18 protein-coding genes are annotated in these 17,851 nt (G+C 67.1%); 10 read left to right on the top strand and 8 right to left on the bottom strand.

The window, feature by feature from the left end:
* Nucleotides 1-57: 57 nt before the first annotated feature.
* Both BM417_RS25985 and BM417_RS25980 read left to right on the top strand, forming a co-directional pair.
* Nucleotides 58-2,553, top strand: a complete 2,496-nt coding sequence (locus BM417_RS25985) for a PEP/pyruvate-binding domain-containing protein (protein WP_093599674.1) — start codon at nucleotides 58-60, stop codon at nucleotides 2,551-2,553.
* On the top strand, nucleotides 2,540-3,238 hold the full coding sequence (locus BM417_RS25980; RefSeq protein WP_245822174.1) for an EcsC family protein: 699 nt from the start codon (nucleotides 2,540-2,542) through the stop codon (nucleotides 3,236-3,238). Before BM417_RS25985 ends, BM417_RS25980 begins: the two co-directional genes overlap by 14 nt.
* On the opposite strand, the gene BM417_RS25975 is transcribed toward BM417_RS25980, so the two are convergent.
* Nucleotides 3,235-3,993, bottom strand: a complete 759-nt coding sequence (locus tag BM417_RS25975; RefSeq protein WP_093599668.1) for a bestrophin-like domain — start codon at nucleotides 3,991-3,993, stop codon at nucleotides 3,235-3,237. The genes BM417_RS25980 and BM417_RS25975 overlap by 4 nt on opposite strands.
* A 315-nt stretch (nucleotides 3,994-4,308) precedes the next feature.
* On the opposite strand from BM417_RS25975, the gene BM417_RS46985 reads away from it, so the two are divergent.
* From BM417_RS46985 to BM417_RS25955, 4 genes are all read left to right on the top strand, one after another.
* Nucleotides 4,309-5,268 (top strand): DUF6923 family protein, encoded by a 960-nt coding sequence (locus BM417_RS46985; protein WP_143138802.1) that lies wholly within the window; start codon nucleotides 4,309-4,311, stop codon nucleotides 5,266-5,268.
* A gap of 206 nt (nucleotides 5,269-5,474) precedes the next feature.
* Nucleotides 5,475-5,642 carry a hypothetical protein gene (locus tag BM417_RS47955; protein WP_177320604.1) on the top strand — a complete coding sequence of 56 codons (168 nt, stop codon included), beginning with the start codon at nucleotides 5,475-5,477 and terminating at the stop codon, nucleotides 5,640-5,642.
* A 144-nt stretch (nucleotides 5,643-5,786) separates the two neighbouring features.
* Nucleotides 5,787-6,215, top strand: coding sequence for a CBS domain-containing protein (locus BM417_RS25960; RefSeq protein ID WP_093599659.1), 429 nt, complete (start codon nucleotides 5,787-5,789; stop codon nucleotides 6,213-6,215).
* A 39-nt stretch (nucleotides 6,216-6,254) separates the two neighbouring features.
* Nucleotides 6,255-7,196: an MBL fold metallo-hydrolase gene (locus tag BM417_RS25955; protein ID WP_245822173.1), complete on the top strand. Its 942-nt coding sequence runs from the start codon at nucleotides 6,255-6,257 to the stop codon at nucleotides 7,194-7,196.
* 103 nt (nucleotides 7,197-7,299) lie between these two features.
* On the opposite strand, the gene BM417_RS25950 is transcribed toward BM417_RS25955, so the two are convergent.
* On the bottom strand, nucleotides 7,300-7,836 hold the full coding sequence (locus tag BM417_RS25950) for an SRPBCC domain-containing protein (protein WP_177320603.1): 537 nt from the start codon (nucleotides 7,834-7,836) through the stop codon (nucleotides 7,300-7,302).
* Nucleotides 7,829-8,176, bottom strand: a complete 348-nt coding sequence (locus BM417_RS25945) for an ArsR/SmtB family transcription factor (protein WP_093599650.1) — start codon at nucleotides 8,174-8,176, stop codon at nucleotides 7,829-7,831. The genes BM417_RS25950 and BM417_RS25945 overlap by 8 nt, the downstream gene beginning before the upstream one ends.
* Nucleotides 8,177-8,253: 77 nt before the next feature.
* On the opposite strand from BM417_RS25945, the gene BM417_RS25940 reads away from it, so the two are divergent.
* Together BM417_RS25940 and BM417_RS25935 are read left to right on the top strand one after the other, a co-directional pair.
* Entirely contained in the window at nucleotides 8,254-9,219 is a 966-nt protein-coding gene (locus BM417_RS25940) for a DUF3500 domain-containing protein (RefSeq protein WP_093600646.1), read from the top strand.
* Entirely contained in the window at nucleotides 9,137-9,874 is a 738-nt protein-coding gene (locus BM417_RS25935) for an endonuclease V (RefSeq protein ID WP_322788988.1), read from the top strand. The genes BM417_RS25940 and BM417_RS25935 overlap by 83 nt, the downstream gene beginning before the upstream one ends.
* Here the strand turns inward: BM417_RS25935 and lspA are convergent.
* From lspA to BM417_RS25920, 3 genes are read right to left on the bottom strand one after another with little or no spacing between them, the layout of a single operon-like run.
* On the bottom strand, nucleotides 9,846-10,331 hold the full coding sequence (gene lspA / locus BM417_RS25930) for a signal peptidase II (protein ID WP_093599644.1): 486 nt from the start codon (nucleotides 10,329-10,331) through the stop codon (nucleotides 9,846-9,848). The genes BM417_RS25935 and lspA overlap by 29 nt on opposite strands.
* A 49-nt stretch (nucleotides 10,332-10,380) precedes the next feature.
* The gene (locus BM417_RS25925) at nucleotides 10,381-10,848 is read right to left on the bottom strand and encodes a YybH family protein (protein ID WP_177320602.1); all 468 of its coding nucleotides are present in this window, start codon (nucleotides 10,846-10,848) and stop codon (nucleotides 10,381-10,383) included.
* 4 nt (nucleotides 10,849-10,852) lie between these two features.
* Nucleotides 10,853-12,151, bottom strand: coding sequence for a 6-phospho-beta-glucosidase (locus BM417_RS25920; protein WP_093599639.1), 1,299 nt, complete (start codon nucleotides 12,149-12,151; stop codon nucleotides 10,853-10,855).
* Between the two features lie 325 nt (nucleotides 12,152-12,476).
* On the opposite strand from BM417_RS25920, the gene BM417_RS25915 reads away from it, so the two are divergent.
* Nucleotides 12,477-14,501 carry a UvrD-helicase domain-containing protein gene (locus BM417_RS25915; protein ID WP_322788987.1) on the top strand — a complete coding sequence of 675 codons (2,025 nt, stop codon included), beginning with the start codon at nucleotides 12,477-12,479 and terminating at the stop codon, nucleotides 14,499-14,501.
* Here the strand turns inward: BM417_RS25915 and cutA are convergent.
* Together cutA and add are read right to left on the bottom strand one after the other, a co-directional pair.
* Nucleotides 14,484-14,798, bottom strand: coding sequence for a divalent-cation tolerance protein CutA (gene cutA, locus BM417_RS25910; protein ID WP_245822172.1), 315 nt, complete (start codon nucleotides 14,796-14,798; stop codon nucleotides 14,484-14,486). The two genes, BM417_RS25915 and cutA, sit on opposite strands and share 18 nt — an antisense overlap.
* Entirely contained in the window at nucleotides 14,795-15,796 is a 1,002-nt protein-coding gene (gene add, locus BM417_RS25905; protein ID WP_245822171.1) for an adenosine deaminase, read from the bottom strand. Before add ends, cutA begins: the two co-directional genes overlap by 4 nt.
* A gap of 107 nt (nucleotides 15,797-15,903) precedes the next feature.
* On the opposite strand from add, the gene BM417_RS25900 reads away from it, so the two are divergent.
* On the top strand, nucleotides 15,904-17,703 hold the full coding sequence (locus tag BM417_RS25900; RefSeq protein WP_093599630.1) for a Xaa-Pro dipeptidyl-peptidase: 1,800 nt from the start codon (nucleotides 15,904-15,906) through the stop codon (nucleotides 17,701-17,703).
* Nucleotides 17,704-17,851 lie beyond the last annotated feature (148 nt).

The raw sequence follows: 17,851 nt of genomic DNA, 5'->3' as shown, positions 1-17,851 counted from the left end.
TGAGTTTCTGGTCGATTGCTCGTAACCTCCTCTTCAGCAGAACCTGAAGGGGTAGCCATGGCGCTCACGATCGACTTCAAGTCCATCGACGGCACGATGCTCGCCATCGTGGGCGGCAAGGCCGCGAATCTCGGCGAGCTCACCAGGGCCGGCCTGCCGGTGCCGCAGGGCTTCTGCGTCACCACGGACGCCTACCGCGCCGTCGCGCAGGCCGACGAGCTGGCGAGCACCACTCCGGAGAACGCCCGCAGGACGTTGCTGGAAACCGCTGTGCCGCAAGAGATCCGGGACGCGATCGTCGCCGAGTACCGCGTACTCGGCGACGACGTTGCCGTCGCCGTGCGGTCCAGCGCCACGGCCGAGGACCTGCCGTTCGCGAGCTTCGCGGGCCAGCAGGACACGTTCCTCAACGTCGTCGGTGAGGACGCGGTGGTCGACGCGGTACGCCGGTGCTGGGCCTCGCTGTGGACGGACCGCGCGGTCAGCTACCGGGACACGAACGGCATCGACCACACCACGACCTACCTGGCCGTTGTCGTGCAACGGATGGTGCAGTCCGCGGTGTCCGGCGTGATGTTCACGGCGAACCCGGTCACCGGCACGCGCGACCAGATCGTCATCGACGCGAGCCCCGGCCTCGGTGAGGCCGTGGTGTCCGGCGCGGTCAACCCCGACCACTTCGTCGTCGACGGCGGCGAGATCGTCGAGAAACGGCTGGGGGACAAGAAGTTCGTCATCCGCTCGCTGCCCGGCGGTGGCACCGAGCACGTCGAGGTCGGCGAGAGCGACGAACAATGCCTCACGGACGGGCAGATCCACGCGCTCGCGGTCCTGGGCCGCAAGGTGCAGCAGCACTACGGGTCGCCGCAGGACACCGAATGGGCTATCGACGACGACGGCGACCTGCACCTCACTCAGGCGCGCCCGATCACGACGCTGTTCCCGTTGCCGGACAACCCGGACGGCAAGGCGCACGTCTACTTCTGCTTCAGCCTCGCGCAGGGTCTCGAACGCCCGATCACGCCGATGGGGCGCGCAGCGTTCCGGGAGATCGCCAAGTCCGCCTTCGAGATCGTGATCGGCGACCCGAAGAGCCAGTCCTATGTGGAGAACGGCGAGCGCATCTTCTTCGACGCCACCAAGGTCTTGCAGAGCAAGGTGGGCCGCGAGTTCGTCACGCGCCTGCTCGGTGTGATGGAAGCACGCTCCTCCGAGGTGCTGCGCGGACTGTTCGACGACCCGAGATTCGCGATCAGGAACTCCTCGCCCACGCCGGCGCTCAAGCGCGTTCTCCGGCTGGCTCGCCGGTTCCGCGTGCCCGTGACGGCGATGAAGGCGCTGGCGAACCCCGAGAAGGCCGTGCGGAACGCGTTGTTGCTGGAGCGCGAGGTTCTGGAGAAGTCCGCGGCCCTCCCGATCGAGCAGGCGCTGCAACAGTGCGTCGTGCCCGTGCTGCCCCGGCTCGCGCCCACCGCGCTGATCGGGTTCGCGATGCTCGGCCTGGTCGGCAAGATCGTGAAGACCAGGCCGGGGGAGCTGCAGACCGTGCTGCGCGGCCTGCCGAACAACATCACCACCGAGATGGACATGGCGATGTGGGACATGGCGCAGGAGATCCGCCACGATCCCGTCGCGCTACGGCAGTTCCAGAACGGTGAACGCCCTGCCGCGCTTGACCGGTTCCTCGCGCGATGGGGCCACCGCGCCGTCGCCGAGATCGACCTCGGCCTGCCGCGGTGGTCCGATGACCCGGCGCACGTCATCGGCGTCGTGAAGAACTTCCTGCGCCTGCAAGGGGACCAGGCCCATCCGGACGTGGTCTTCGCCCGCGGCGCCGCCGAAGCCGAGGCGATGATCGACACACTCGCCCGGCGCGCCTGGGGACGTGGCTGGTTCGTGCGCTTCGCGTTGCGCCGCACCAGGTTGCTCGCCGGCCTGCGGGAGTACCCGAAGTACCTGATCATCACGTTGTTCGGCGCGTTGCGGAAGCGCGTCGCCGACATCGGTGCCCAGCTCGTCGCGGCCGACCGCCTCGACACCACAGACGACGTGTTCTTCCTGAACTTCGAGGAAATGCGCTCTCCGCAAGGAGATCTGCGCTCTCTCGTGGCTGAGCGCCGTGAGGTCTACGGCCGCGAGATGCGACGCAGGCACATCCCGCGCGTGCTGCTGTCGGACGGTACGGAACCCGAAGCCGTGCACCACGGCGCCCCGGTGGAGGGCGATCTCGTCGGCACACCGGCGTCGGCGGGCACGATCACCGGTATCGCGCGCGTCGTCATGGATCCGGTCGGCGCGCATCTCGAACCCGGCGAGATCCTCGTGGCTCCGTCGACCGATCCTGGGTGGACACCGCTGTTCCTGACGGCGGGTGGTCTGGTGATGGAGATGGGCGGCGCGAACTCGCACGGCGCGGTCGTGGCGCGGGAGTACGGCATTCCGGCGGTCGTGGGCGTGCGCGAGGCCGTGACGAGGATCAAGACCGGCGAGCGGATCACCGTCGACGGCGGCACAGGAGCGGTTCTGCTGGAACAGCCTGTTGACGTCTCATAGCGGCAACCGAACGCGTAATGTCGGGATTGTGGCTGAGTCCAAGGGTGAGCTGAACAAGGTCCAGCAGGGCATCGCCGATTACCTGCTGCGCGCCGGCGTCGACGGCTTCGGCCCGTTCAAGAGCGCCCGCGAGTCCGCGTCCGACGCGCTCGTCAAGAAGGGCGACGAGACCGACGCGATCAAGCACCTCATCCGCACGCACGTCGCGCTGGCGGGTGCCCAGGGCTTCGTCACGAACCTCGGCGGCCTGATCACGCTTCCGGTGTCGCTGCCGTCCAACATCGCGGCCACGTACGTCATTCAGACGCACCTCATCGCGTCCATCGCGTCGTTGCGCGGCCACGACGTGGATAGCGACGAGGTGCAGATGGCCATCCTGCTGTGCCTGCTCGGCAATGCCGGAACCGAGCTGTTCAAGAAGGTCGGCATCAAGCAGTTCACCAAGAAGGCCGCGTCGGCCCTCATTACAAAATACGGTACAAAGAAACTCGGCACCGTCGCGGCGAAGGGTGTTCCGCTGCTGGGCGGCGTCATCGGTGGAGGCATCGACGCCGCCTCTACCAGAGCGGTCGGCGCATTCGCAAATCGCTACTTCGCTCAGACGGATGCATTGCCGAAGGTCATCGACGGCGAGGTGCTGTCCGTGCAGATCGAGGAAGCCGACGGAAAGTCCGATTCGCGCTAGCTGAGCCGGTCCAGTGCGGAGCTGAACGCGTCCGACGGGATGAGCACGCCACCGCTGAACGGATTCTGGAGCTGGTAGATCGCGAACAGCAGCAGGACCAGCGTCGAGGTCAGCGTGATGGTGATCAGCAGCTGTGAGGTCAGGGTCGGCCCGCGGAACAGGTACGGGAACAGCAGCGAGAGACCGGTGCCGATCAGCAGCGCGAGCCACACGACCGGGTTGACCCCGTTGTCCGCCGCGTCCAGGCGTTCCTGCCTGGCCTGGTAGACCTCCCACAGCTGGTTCGCGGCCTCGGCCTTGCGGTCCTGCTGCCAGTCGCCGTCCGGCGCCGCCGCCGCGATCGTGTCCCTGATCTGGTTCAACCTCGTCCAGCCCTCGTCGTCGACGCTCTCGCCGTCGCGCATGCGGGGCCACTCGTCGTGGACGACGGTCGTCACGTAGTCGCGGATCAGTTCGTCGACCTTGGTCTTCGCGGGCTCGGGCAGCGAGTCCGAGGCCCAGTTGACGGCGACGAGGGAGTTCGCCTCTTTCTGCACCTGTTCCTCCGCGCCGTTGGCCGCGTCGAACAGGGAGATCAGGATGAAGGCGGCCAGCACCGCGTGCAGGCCGGCGACGATGCTGAACACCGAGCCGCCCGCGCCGAGGTTCTTCTCGCTCACTTCCTCCGAGCCGAACCGGCGGGTGATGACGACGAGAACGGCGGAGATGACCGCGGCACCGAGAACCCAGAGCGTGCCGCTGAAGTAAATGCTCAATTCGGCTCCTTTCTGGTGTGGGATTAGACCACGGTCTACTGTGACCGGTACAGCACGGTCTGGTTAACGAGTAATGGTCAGGTGGGAATGCGCGGCAACAGCAGTGATACCCGGTTGTCGTATTGGGCTACTCCATTCCGGTGGCGGCGGAATATGCTCGCGCTGGGTGGGGTCTCGTCCCTGTTGATGCTTTCCGCGCCGTTCACCAGCGCCGTTGCTCAGGCCGCACTGCCGAACTGTGACGCTTATCAAGTACGTTCATCCCATCGTGGAGACTTTTCGACGTTCACGAAAGTGGACGTCTCATCCGGTGGGGTGACAGAAGTAGCCCGCCTGGACTACGCGGTGAACGCGCTGGGGTACTCGGCGACGTTGGGCCGTCTGGTCGGTCTCACGTCCAAGGGTCATCACTGGTGGAAGAACCCCTCGCACGTCGTGCTGATCGACACCAAGGGCGTGGTCAACGACCTCGGACCTGTTGACGCGCACTGGTTCCGCACCGACGACGTGTCGGCGGGAGCGGTCGTCGGCACCACGTTCTACGTGCGCGACACCGCCCGGCTGCACGCCGTCGACATCGACCCGGCCAGCCCGTCGTACCTCAAGATCGTGCGAACCGTCGTGCTGGACTGGCCCGCTCTCACGCTCGACGACTTCACCGCCGATCCGGCGACCGGCAAGCTGACCGGGGTGTCGGCCGCGGGGTGGGGACCGGGCGAGGTCGTGTCGTTCGATCCGGTGACGGGGCGCGTGCTGAGCAGGACGGAGATCGCGGGCCTGCCCGGCAAGTCCACCTACGGCGCCGTGCTGATCGACGCCGCCGGCACCGTCTACGCCATTAACAACGGCTACAACGGTTACAGCCGCGTCTATCGCGCCACGGGCACCACGGCGGTGGAGCTCTCGACCGGTCCGCAGATGGGCCTGATCGACGCGGCGGGTTGCCTGCCGAACCCGATGCCGCCCCGCGTCGAACCTCCCGCCCCACGCCCCGAGGTGCCGCCCCCGCCGCCTCCCGCCCCTGGCGTCCCTCCTGCTCCGGCCCCGGCGCCCGTGCCGGTCGTGCGACAGCCTCCGGTCGCCACGACCCCGCCGTCTTCCGTTGCGCCGCAACCGGTGCCGGTCCGTGCCGCGCGTCAGCGGACCGAGCCCCGCCAGGAACTCGCGGCCGATCCCGAGACCACGCCGCTGACCAAGTCCCGCAAGTGGGCGGTGGTGACCGTCATCCTCGTGATGTTCGGCGCCGGCGCGGCAGCCGCTCGCGCACGGGGCTAGATCCCCGGATTAATTCGGTTGGCGTGCGGCGACGGCGTCGCTAACGTTGCGGACATGCGCCTCATCTGATGAAGCCCCGCAGCGCTCTTGACGCTGCCCTCGCGACCTCGTCGTCGCGCGCCTCCGGTGACCCATGAGCGGGTCCATCTCTCACGGCCGTTTCTCGCCGTGCCCTTTGCACGCCCTCTTCGCGAGGAGGCTTTCGCATGCCTGACACCACCCAACCCCAGCCCGAGCCGGGCAACCGCGCCGCGCGTCGTGCGCAGAAGCGGGGCAAGCAGGACCCGAACACGCACTTCCAGCAGCCACAGCTGCGTGCGCCGTTGGTCCAGCCGCGCCAGTTCGCGACCCGTCGCCGCGGAGGAACCGCGTAGCCGACGCCGAACCAGGCGCGACACCAGCAGGGGACGCGTTCGAGCGAACGCGTCCCCTGCTCTCTTCGTGGGTTCGATCTCCCGTTCTGTCCGGATCCGATCTAGCCTGAGTTGCTACCGGACCGACAGGATCGGAGGCGCCAGATGAGGATCGCTGACGTTTTGCGGGCCAAGGGAACAGCCGTCGCCACAATCGACCCGGACGTTCCGGTGTCCGAACTGCTCAGAGCGCTCGCCGAGCACAACATCGGTGCGATCGTCGTCGTCGGCTCTTCCGGCGTCGCGGGGATCGTGTCGGAGCGCGACGTGGTGCGCCGGCTGCACGAAGTAGGCATTGACCTGCTGTCTTCACCCGTGTCGGCGATCATGACCGCCGACGTCTTCACGTGTTCGCCGTCGGACACGGTGGACAGCCTCACGGTCGTGATGACCGAGCGGCGCTTCCGTCACGTACCTGTGCTGTCCAACGGCGAGTTGGTCGGGATCGTCAGCATCGGCGACGTGGTGAAGAGCCGGATCGGGCAGCTCGAACAGTCGCAGGACCAGCTGCAGGCCTACATCGCCCAAGGCTGACCCCCGTCGGATCTCCAGGACCTCACTACGCTTGATCGGGTGAAACCTTCTCCTGGTCAGCCCGGACTCGTCCCAGAACTGGTGCAGGTCGCACCAGGAGTCCACGCCTACATCCAGCCCGACGGGTCCTGGATGATCAACAACACCGGCGTCGTCGTCGGCTCCGACGACACGCTGCTGCTCGTCGACACCACGTCCACCGAGGCACGCAACCGCGCGTTGCTCGCCTCGGTGGCGTCGGTGTGCCCGGCCGAACCCCGCTACGTGATCAACACCCACCACCACGGCGACCACACCTTCGGCAACTGGCTGATGCCACCGTCGACCACGATCGTCGGCCACGACGCGTGCCGCGAAGAGGTGCTCACCGCCGGCCTGCTCGCCGCGCAGGTCCTGACCGGCCCGGACTACGGCCACATCGAGGTCCGCCCGCCGTCGCTCACCTACGCCACGTCCCTGACCCTGCACCTGGGCACACGCGTGGTCGAACTGCACCACCCCGGCCCGGCACACACCCGCGGCGACACCGTCGTGTGGCTGCCGGCCGAACGTGTCCTGTTCACCGGCGACCTGGTCTTCGCGGGCGGCCAGCCGTTCCTCGCCGAGGGCAGCATCCACGGCTACCTGTCGGCACTCGAGTTCCTGCGCTCGTTCGACGCCGCCGTAGTCGTCCCCGGTCACGGTCCGCTACTGGAGGGCTCCGAGATCAACCGCGTCCTGGACGACCTGGTCGCCTACACGACCTATCTTTCGGAGCTCGCCACGTCCGGCCACGCCGCCGCCAAGACCCCGATGGAGGTCGTCCGCGAGGCAGGGGAGTCGCGCTTCTCGTCGTGGCAGGAGTCCGAACGCCTGGTCGGCAACCTCCACCGCGCCTACCACGAACTCGACGGCAAGCCCCTCTCCGAACGCCTCGAACTCCCTCGCGTCTGGATGGACATGATGGAACTCCACGGCGGCCCCATCGCCTGCCACGCCTGACCAGCCAATATATTACTTCCCGCGTCCCACCTGACCTGCCACTTAGCAATGAGTCTTTGGACGACGACGTCAAAAGACTCATTGCTAAACCAGGTTTCACGTTCTAGACGGCCTGGTCGATGCCGGGCGGTTCGGGAACGTTCTCGGTCTTGGTGCCCGCCGGCATCGCCCACATGAAGGCGCGCATCATCGCGTACTGGAACCTCAGGCCCGCGCCGACATCGCCGGACTCCACGACCTGCTTGAGCGCGGCGAGGATGCCCTTCCAGGTGGTGTCGACCTTGTCGAGCCGCTTGACGCCCTCGGGCCAACCGGAGTTGCGCAGCGTGACGCGAGTGCCGCCGTCGATCTCTTCGAGCTCCCACGAGACGACGGTCCACGGGTCGTCGCGCATGGTGAGCCGCTGCGTGTGGGAGAGCAGCCGCGGCGGGTCCACCTCGACGACGCGGCCGACGACGAAGACCCGCTTCCCATCGGTCGACCGGTAGTACAACGGCGCGCCGGGCTCGAGCGCGGAGTCGAGCACCGCGTCCATCATGGCGCGCTGCTTGCCGTCGAGTTTGGTGATCTCCGCCCAGACCTTCTCGATGGGCGCGGCGATCACGATGCTGTGCAACAGCTCGGTGCCGGGTTCAGCCAACGTCCTCATCCTCCTGTTCGGCGCTCTCGACCGTGAACTTCAGGCCGACCAGCGCCGCTGCCCAGTTCTCCTCGTAATGCGCGACCCACCGCTGGTGAATCTGCTGGATGGGCACGGGATTCAGGTGATTGACCCGCTTCCGGCCCCGCGGCTCCACGAGCACCAGATCGGCCTCGCGAAGCACACCGAGGTGCTGCATGACGACGTGCCGGCTGGTCTCCAACTCCTCGACCAGCTCTCCCGTGGTGCGCGGTCCCGTGCGCAGGACGTCGAGGATCGCGCGCCTCAGCGGGTTCGCGAGGGCGCGCCAGACGGCGTCATCGTCATGTAGCAACTTCATTACGTAAGGTTTTTAACACCTAAGTGCGCCCATGTCGAGCATCGATACGTCGACATCAAGGCCTATAAGTTCGAGTGATGCTGCACGACGTCACTGACGCCACGCACCGATATATTAATTCGCTCGCCGGTGACCAGCGCGAACACTCGATTCGCGCGATCACGGACGACGACCTGAGGCACCGCTGGGCGTATACACCCGGTACACGCCCAGGACTCGCGCTCGGTGAGCTCCGGCGGGACCAGCGCAAGGCGGTGCACGGCATGCTGGCTACCGTGCTCAGCCCGCACGCCTATGCACAAGCCGCAGCGGTGATGGCGTTGGAAGACGTGCTCGACCACCGCGAAGGCGGGCGTCGCGACCGGCACAACGGCGACTTTTGGACCGTGCTCTTCGGTGCGCCCGGCAGCGATGAGCCGTGGGGCTGGCGCGTCGAAGGACACCACCTGTCTGTGAACGTCGTCGTCGCGGACGGCCGCGTCTCCGCGACACCGTTCTTCCTCGGCGCGAACCCGGCCCGCGTCACCTACCGCGGCCGCGTCGTAGGCCAGCCTCTGCGACTGGAAGAGGAACTCGCCCGCGAACTCCTCGATCGCATGGGCCCGACCGCCCGCCGCCTGGCCGTCGTCTCGGACACCGCGCCGCACGACATCCGCACCGGCAACGCACCACGAATCAGCCCGTCCGAACCGGTCGGCGTGACCCCGGCCCAGCTCGGCAAACCAGCCGCGGAGCTGCTCGCCGACATCGTCCGCTTCTACCTCGACCGGCTCGCGTACGAACTGGCCGACGAGGAGTTCGCCCAGATCGACCCAGATCGCCTGCATTTCTCGTGGGAGGGCTCGCTACGCCGAGGCGAGGGCCACTACTACCGCGTCCAGGGCCCGGAACTGCTCATCGAATACGACAACACGGCCAACGAGGCCAACCACGTGCACACAGTCTGGCGTCGCCATTCAGGTGACTTCGGCGACGACCTACTCGCTGCCCACTACGGCGCGTCACGGCACACTGTCTCCCGTGGAGTGGCCCAGAACGGATGACCCGAGAATTGACGCCGCCGTAGCAACACAAGAACGCCTGCGCACCCAGGTGATCACCACCAGCGCCCCTGACCTGCGAATAGACACCGTCGCAGGCCTGGACGTCGGCTACCGTAGCAATGACACAGTTGCGGGCGTCTGCGTGGTGTTCGATGCAAAGACGCTGGTCGTGCTCGACGAGGTCGTCGTCGAGGACACGACGGACTTCCCATATATTGCCGGGCTCTTCGCGTTCCGTGAGATGCCTGTCCTGCTGCGCGCCCTCGATCAGGTGACCGTCGCGCCCGACCTGTTGGTTGCAGACGGTCAGGGCCTCGCGCACCCGCGCCGGTTCGGCCTGGCGTGCCATCTCGGCGTGCACACCGGCATCCCGAGCATCGGCGTCGCGAAGAACGCGATGGGCGCGTTCGAACAGCCAGGCCACACACGCGGATCGATGAGCGACCTCGTCATGGACGGCGACAACGGCGACGAGGTCGTCGGCAGAGCACTGCGGACGCAGGATGGCGTGAAACCCGTCTTCGTGTCGGTCGGGCACAAGATCGACCTGGACCGGGCGTGCGCCGAAGTGCTGCGCCTAGCGCCGCGCTACCGGCTGCCCGAGACGACCCGCCGGGCCGACACGCTCACGAAGCAGGTTGCTTCGTCGGGGTGAAGCTCAGCAGCACGAGCAGGATCGCACCGCCGACCAGCGCGATGTCCGCGACGTTGCCGACGAACCAGCCGTTGTAGTCGATGAAGTCGACGACGTGCCCGCGCGCGAAGCCCGGCGGCCGGAACAACCGGTCGAGCAGGTGCGTCGTCGCGCCGCCCAGCATCAACGCGAGCGCGATCGCCCGCAGCTTCGACTGCGGCTGCATGCCGTACCGGGCGAGCATCACGACCGCGACGGCCGCGACGATGGTGAAGATCCACGTCGAGCCTGCACCGATCGAGAACGCGGCGCCGGGGTTGTAGAGGAGCCTGAACTGCAGGAACTCCCCGAGAACGGGAATGGGCGCGCGGCCGGTCAGCGCGCTCTCGGCCCAGAACTTCGTGGCCTGGTCCAGCAGCAGCACGAGCACGGCGATGCCCATGACGAGTGGCACGCGGCGAGAGGTGGTGGTGTCCATTTGCGGACGAGCGTAGTTAAGAACACCGCCACTCGGCATCGGACCCTGGTCACTCCTTGAACGCGTCGACGTCGTTGACGTCGGCAGCGGCGAGAAACTCCTCCTCCAGCGTCGCTGACCGCTCATCGGTGTCGTAGTCGACGCAGATGCGCCACCGTCCGTCAATACGTCGCGAATACGTGTGGAAGCGGCCATAGAACGTGCGCCCGTCGCCATCCGCACGCGTCGACACGAGCTGGAAGACGCCGCGCTCGCTCGCGACGTCGTTCGCCGCGATGCGCTCGACGAACCGGAACGCGATGCTCACCGAGCTGCCACGGTCAGCGAGATCTGCGAACCACTTCTCCGTCTGGTCCGCGTACTCGGCGAACCCGAACACCTGTTTCGCCGGGCCGCCCGCGCGGATCAGCTCCGGCGAGTACAGGTCCAGGAACGCCGGCGCGTCCAGCCGTGCGTAGAGGAGCGGGAACGGGTGCCAGACGTCGTCGTTGAGCTGCCTCAACAGAGTGGTGTCCACGACCTCAGAACGTAGCGCGGAAGACTTCGGACAGGAGCGGATGTGCGTCAACGATCTTGCGAGCGACGCTGACGGAGTCAACGAGCGGATGCAGCGCCAAGGCTTTCACCGCGTGTGCGCGCTCGCCACTGATGGCCGCCTTGATGGTGGCGCGTTCGACGACCTTGAGCGCGGTGACGAGTCCGACGCCCTCGTCCGGCACCTGGCTGACCGAGACGGGCCGCGCGCCGTTCGCGTCGACGAGGCTTGGCACCTCGACGATGGCGTCCGCGTCGAGGCACGACAACGTCGTCCTGTTCGGCACGTTGAGGATCAGAGTGGCTCGCTGATCGGACGTGATGGCGTGCATCAGGTCGAGGGCGACCCGCTCGTAGCCGCCGCCGTCGAGGTCGTCGCTGTCGCGTTCGTCATCGCGGGTCTCGGCCATGTAGGTCTGCTCGCGTTCGAGACGGGTCCGCTCCCAGCTGTCCCACGAAGGCGCCGCGTAGAACTGTTTCTGCTGTTCCAGCAGGAACGCCCCGCGCGACGCACCGGACTGCACCGCCTCACGCGTGAAGTAGTAGTAGTGCAGGTACTCGTTCGGGATGGCGCCCAACGTCCGCAGCCACTCGGCGCCGAAGAGCTTGCCCTCCTCGAACGACTCGAGCCGCTCGGTGTCGGCGAGCAGATCCGGCAGCACATCGCGCCCGTGCACGTGGACGCCTTGCAACCAGCCGAGGTGATTGAGGCCGGCGTAGTCGAGCCACGCGTCTTCGGGATTGGCGCCGATCGCCCGCACGACTCGTTTGCCGAGTCCGACGGGGGAGTCGCAGATGCCGATGACGCGGTTGCCGAGGTGCGCCGACATCGCCTCGGTGACCATGCCGGCCGGGTTCGTGAAGTTGATGACCCACGCGTCGGGCGCGTGCACTGATATACGACGTGCGATGTCGAGTGCGACGGGCACGGTACGCAGACCGTATGCAACGCCGCCGGCGCCGACTGTCTCCTGTCCGAGCACACCGCAGCCCGCCGCGACGCTCTCGTCGGCCGCGCGCCCGTCGAGCCCGCCGACACGGATCGCGGAGAACACGAAGTCCGCTCCGCGCAGTGCCTCGTCGAGGTTGGTCGACGTCGTCACGGTCGGCGCATCCGAAATATCAGCCGCGAGTTCGGTGAGCACGCCACCGATCGCGGCGAGCCGGGCGGCGTCGAGGTCGTGCAGCACGACCTCGGTCACGCGGCCGGGCGAACGATCGGCGAGCAGCGCGCGATAGACAAGCGGCACGCGGAAGCCGCCGCCACCCAGGATGACCAGCTTCATGCCTTGACCACGTCCTCGAGGGCCTCTCCTGCAGTCCGAGCCGCTTCGCTGAATCTTACATTCTCAGGTGCGGTGGACGACGAATTACCAGGGACCCACAATCGGACCACCAGGAGTCTTCGGTCGGCATCGGCTCGTCGGTCCGGGCAATGGAACCTTGATTGCCGGTGATCACCCGCTGGGCTCGCTGACCTGCGCGAATCATCTTCATCGCGGGATCACTCGAAGGGTTCCGCGCGCGACTGAAGTGTGATAAAAAGAATGGCTTTGCATTTTCGGAATGAATTTTCCGGGAAGACAAAATGATTGTATCACAGGGGGCAAGGTGTTGGCGAGCGAACAGGCACGGATCACCTCTCTGTATGAAAAGCTCGACAAAGAACGGAACAAAGCGGCGGCCGACCTCGCGGCCGCGCTGCGGGACACCGTCACCCAGCGACTGGACCGCGAGGCCTCCGTCGAGCTGCTGACCAGGGAAGTGGGGAAGTACCGCGCGGCGGAGGAGGGGTTGTGCTTCGGCCGCATCGACTCGGAGAAAGGCGACTGCACCTACATCGGGCGCGTCGGGTTGTTCGACGACGACTTCGAACCGCTACTGCTGGATTGGCGCGCACCGGCCGCGCGCCCGTTCTACACGGCGACCGCCGCGAACCCGGAAGGTGTCGTACTGCGACGGCACTTCCGCGTTCGTGACCGGGAGCTGTGCGACTTCCACGACGACGAACTGCTGACCGACACGACCGCACTGCTCGACGCCCTCAACGCGCCGCGGACCGCGACGATGCGCGACATCGTCTCGACGATCCAGGCCGAACAGGACGAGATCATCCGCTACTCGAGCCCCGGTGTGCTGGTGATCGAGGGTGGTCCCGGCACCGGCAAGACCGCTGTGGCCCTGCATCGCGTGGCATACCTGCTGTATACGCGCCGTGAACGCCTGTCTCGGCACGGCGTGCTGATCGTCGGCCCGAACACCGGCTTCCTCCGCTACGTCGGCGACGTCCTGCCGTCGCTGGGAGAGACCGACGTCGTGTTCGCGACACCCGGCGAGCTGTATCCCGGCTTCGTGACCGACATTGAGGACACCCCGCCGTTGCAACGGCTCAAAGGCGATATATCAGTTCTGGACCTGCTGGCCGTCGCCGTCGCCGACCGGCAGGAGTTGCCCGACGAGCCCGTCGAGATCGAGTTGGAGGACGTCGTCGTCCCGCTCGACGCGCACGTCGCCGCCCTCGCGCGAGAGAAGACCCGCTACTACGGCTTGCCGCACAACGCCGCCCGCAAGTACTTCTTCCTCGCGCTCGCCGAGGAACTCGTCGCGCCGGCGTTGCGGCTGATCGGCGTCGACTGGCCGGAGATCGAGGAGGACGTCCGCCACGAGCTCCGCCACAGCTCCGCGCTGCGCGACGTCGTCGACAGGCTGTGGCCGCTGCTCACACCAGAGCAGTTGCTCGCCGACCTGTACGAAGGCCGCTGTTTCCGGATCGGCGCACCGGAGCTGTACCGGCCTGATCCCGAGGCGTGGACGGTGTCCGACGTGCCGCTGCTGGACGAGCTCGCCGACCTGCTCGGGTCCGACGGCACCGCGGAGCGCGCGGCGAGGCGAGAGGAGGAAGAACAGCTCGACTACGCGCGAGGCGTCATGGACGTCCTGTCCATCGAGAGGCGCGCGGACTCCGACGAGTACATCGTCACGGACTTCGTCAACGCCGAGGTGCTGGCCGCCCGGCATGAGGTTCGCGACCAGCGCACCCTCGCCGAACGCGCCGCCGACGACCGCACGTGGACCTACGGCCACGTCGTCGTGGACGAAGCACAGGAACTGTCCGCAATGGACTGGCGCGTGCTGCTGCGCCGATGCCCGAACAGGTCCATGACCGTCGTCGGCGACCTGGCCCAGCGCCAGGCGGCGGGTGGTGTCCGGAGCTGGGGATCGGTGTTCGACCGGTTCGCCTATCGCCGGCTGGAGGTCAACTACCGCACGCCCGGCGAGATCATGGCAGTGGCCACCCCGGTCCTGAAGCTCGTCGACCCCGACGCGTCGGCGCCGGTGTCGGTACGCACGGCCGGTGTACGTCCGTGGGCCCGCCGCGTGACTGATATATCGGCCGCTGTGCGCGACGAACTCGACGCGCATGCCGCCGCACGCAACGAGCGCACGATCGCGGTCATCGGCGAAGGCTGGATGCCGCCGCGTGCGTCGAAGGGGCTGGAGTTCGACGTCGTCCTCGTCGTCGAACCGCAACTCATGTCGCCCAGCGAGCTGTATGTGGCGCTGACGAGGGCGACGCAACGGCTCGGCGTCCTGCACACCGGACCGTTGCCGCGTCACCTAAGAGGTCTCCTCTGAGACCCACGCCAGGTAGTCGTCGTTACCTCCGGTCACGGGGGTGACGACGACCTCGGGTACGTCATAGGTGTGATGCGCCTTGATGTGCACGACGAGGTCGTCGACGCGGATGGTGGACGTCTTCACGACGCACTGCCACTCCGCGTCGACGCGCACCTCTCCGTCCCACCGATAGACGCTGCGGATCGGCACGATCTGCACGCACGCGCCAAGCCGCGCCTCGATGACGCCCTTCGCCAGCGACTCGGCGGCCTCGGCGGAATCGACCGTCGTCGTCACCACACTCACACCACTCACAGCGCGTCGATCTCCTTCAACAACTGGTCCTTCAGTTCGACCGGCGCGTACGACGCCCGCACCGCTGCCCGCGCGAGATCGGCGAGCTCGTCGCGACCGAATCCGAACCGCTCGTGGCACAGCAGGTACTCGCGGTCGAGATCGGTGTGGAACATGCCGGGGTCGTCGGTGCTGATCGTCACCGGCACCCCGGCTTCCACGAGCCGCGGCAACGGGTGCTCGTCCAGTGACGTCACGGCGCCCGTGCGGATGTTCGACGTCGGGCAGACCTCTACTACGACGCCTTCGTCGGCGAGATGCCGCACCAGTTCGGGATCCTGCACCGCGCTGACGCCGTGCCCGATCCGTTCGGCACGCAGATCGCGCAGCGCGGCCCAGATCTCGCTGGGCGGCGTCGTCTCACCGGCGTGCGGCACCATGCGCAGCCCGGCGTCGCGTGCCATCGCGAACGCTTCGCGGAAGTTCGACCTAGGCGAGTCCGACTCGAATCCGCCCAGGCCGAACCCGACCAGCCCATCAGGCCGGTGCTCGGTCGCGAACCGCGCACTCGTCATTCCCCAGTCGCGGTCCCAGACTCCGGGAACGTCGAAGATCCACTGCAATGCCACGCCATGTACGGCGAGCGCCTCGTCGCGGCCCGCCTCCAACGCTTCGACGAGCTCGTCGGGCGCGATGCCCGCCCGCAGGTGGCTGGTCGCGCTGATCGTCAGCTCCGCATATCGGATATTGGTTCGTGCGGCGTCGCGCGCGTATCCGACGATGAGAGTGCGGACGTCCTCGCCGGTGGTGACGAGGTCGTTGACGATGCCGTACACGTTGATGAAATGCCGGAAGTCCCTGAACTCGTAGAACTTCCGCAACGCGTCCTCGTCGGCCGGCACCCGTCCGTCTGGGTGGTTGCGGGCGAGCGTGAGGACGGTGTCGACGGAAGCCGCGCCCACGAGGTGGACGTGCAGCTCGGCCTTCGGCAACACGCGGACGAAGTCGGAAATGTGCACGGTCCATGCTCTCAGGTCAAGGGCCGTTCGACGGGTGACATGTCTTGCAGTCAAAGGAGAGGGTGCAGGGCGATCCCTGTCTCTGGCTTCCGCATTGGGGGTGCCTCGTGAGGGGCGCACGAAGAGTTGCACTGCTGACAGCGGTGCTGGTTCTGCCATTCCTGCCCACGACGGCCCAGGCCGCTGAAGGGCCGGTGTTCAAGGACGGCGAGGCGCAACCCGTCTTCGATCCGAAGGACGTGGTGAAGGAGAGCCTCTGGGTCCGGGCACCGGTCGACAGCGACCGCGACGGCAAGGACGACGAGGTCTACACCGAGGTCGTCCGGCCACGTGCCACCGAACGTGGTCTCAAGGTGCCTGTCGTCTACATGGTCAGCCCGTACTTCTCGGGTGGTAACGACGTCGCCAACCACAATGTCGACGTCGAACTGTACGTGCCCGACAAGCGCAACGGCCGTTTGCTCAAGTCCTCCTCCGACGAACGCATCACCGCCGCCCTCGGCCCGAACCCGATCACGTCGGGTCGTTACGAGGCCTACTTCATCGCGCGTGGCTACGCCGTCGTCTACGCCGAGTCGCTCGGCACCGGCAAGTCAACGGGCTGCCCCACGACTGGTGATGTCAACGAGACGATCGGCGCGCGTGTCGTCGTCGACTGGCTCAACGGCCGTGCGACCGCACGCACCGCCACGGGCGAAGCCATCAAGGCGACCTGGTCGACCGGCAAGACCGGCATGATGGGCGTCTCCTACAACGGAACGCTGCCCAACGCCGTCGCCTCCACCGGCGTGCGCGGCCTCGAAGCCATCGTGCCGATCGCCGCGATCTCCAGCTGGTACGACTACTACCGCGCGGACGGCGCCGTCGTCGCACCCGGCACGTTCCAGGGCGAGGACGCCGACGTTCTCGCCGAGTACGTCTACACGCGCGCGGACAGGGAGATCTGCAAGCCGATCATCGCCGAGATCGCGAAGGACCAGGACCGCGTCACCGGCGACTACAGCCAGTTCTGGGACAAGCGGAACTACCTGAACGACGTCCGCAAGGTCCGTGCGGCGGTGCTGGCGGTGCACGGGCTCAACGACTGGAACGTCAAGATGACGCACGTCGAGCAGTGGTACTCGGCGTTGAAGAAGGTCGGTGTGCCGCACAAGATCTGGCTGCACCAGTCCGGGCACACCGACGCCGACACGCTGCGTTCGGTCGAGTGGCGGCGCACGCTGAACCGCTGGTTCACCCAGTACCTCTGGGGTCACCGCAACGGCGTCGACAAGGAGCCGAAGGCGACTCTGCAGCGCGAGGACAAGACGTGGGTCGACGAGAAGGACTGGCCGGCTCCGGGCACGTCCGACGTGAAGCTGCGTCTGTCCGCGGGTGGATCCACCAAGGGCGGACTCGGGATTCTGCCCGGCCGCGGCGTCGAGAAGCTGACCGACGACGCGACGAAGACGGCTGAGTCGTTGATCGACCTGGCGACCTCGCCGAACCGGCTCTCCTACACCTCGGAGGCCGCGAAGAAGCCGCTGCGGCTGTCGGGCAAGTCGACGGCGAACCTGAGGGTCGCGTTCGACCGGCCCGCGGCCAACGTGACGACGCTGCTCGTCGACCGCGCAGCGGACGGCAGGTCGCACGTCATCACGCGCGGCTCGACGGACCCGCAGAACAGGGAGCGGCCCGACAAGACGTCGCCGATCAAGCCCGGCAAGTTCTACGACGTCGAGGTGCCGATCGTGCCGGACGACTACATCCTGCAGACCGGTCACCGGCTCGAGTTCGTCGTGATCTCCAGCGACTACGACTACACGCTGCGCCCGAAGCCGGGTGCCGGCCTGTCGCTGGACCTCACCCGGACGTCGGTGGAGCTGCCGGTCGTCGGCGGCTGGCGCACCGTGTTCCAGACGTTCTGATGTGGTGCCGCGCTTCGGTCTCTCGGGGCCGAAGCGCGGCAACATAGCACCGACCCCCGACAAAACCCCGTTTCAAAGCGCCCCAAGATCTCAACCTGTCCACAGCCGCCCAGTTGTCCACAACCTCGCGGCCGACCCGGTTCACGAC

Source organism: Lentzea waywayandensis (genome assembly GCF_900115955.1).
Classification (GTDB): Bacteria; Actinomycetota; Actinomycetes; order Mycobacteriales; family Pseudonocardiaceae; genus Lentzea; species Lentzea waywayandensis.
Note: the sequence above shows the minus strand (reverse complement) of the source record. Positions and strands in the feature narration are given on the sequence as shown.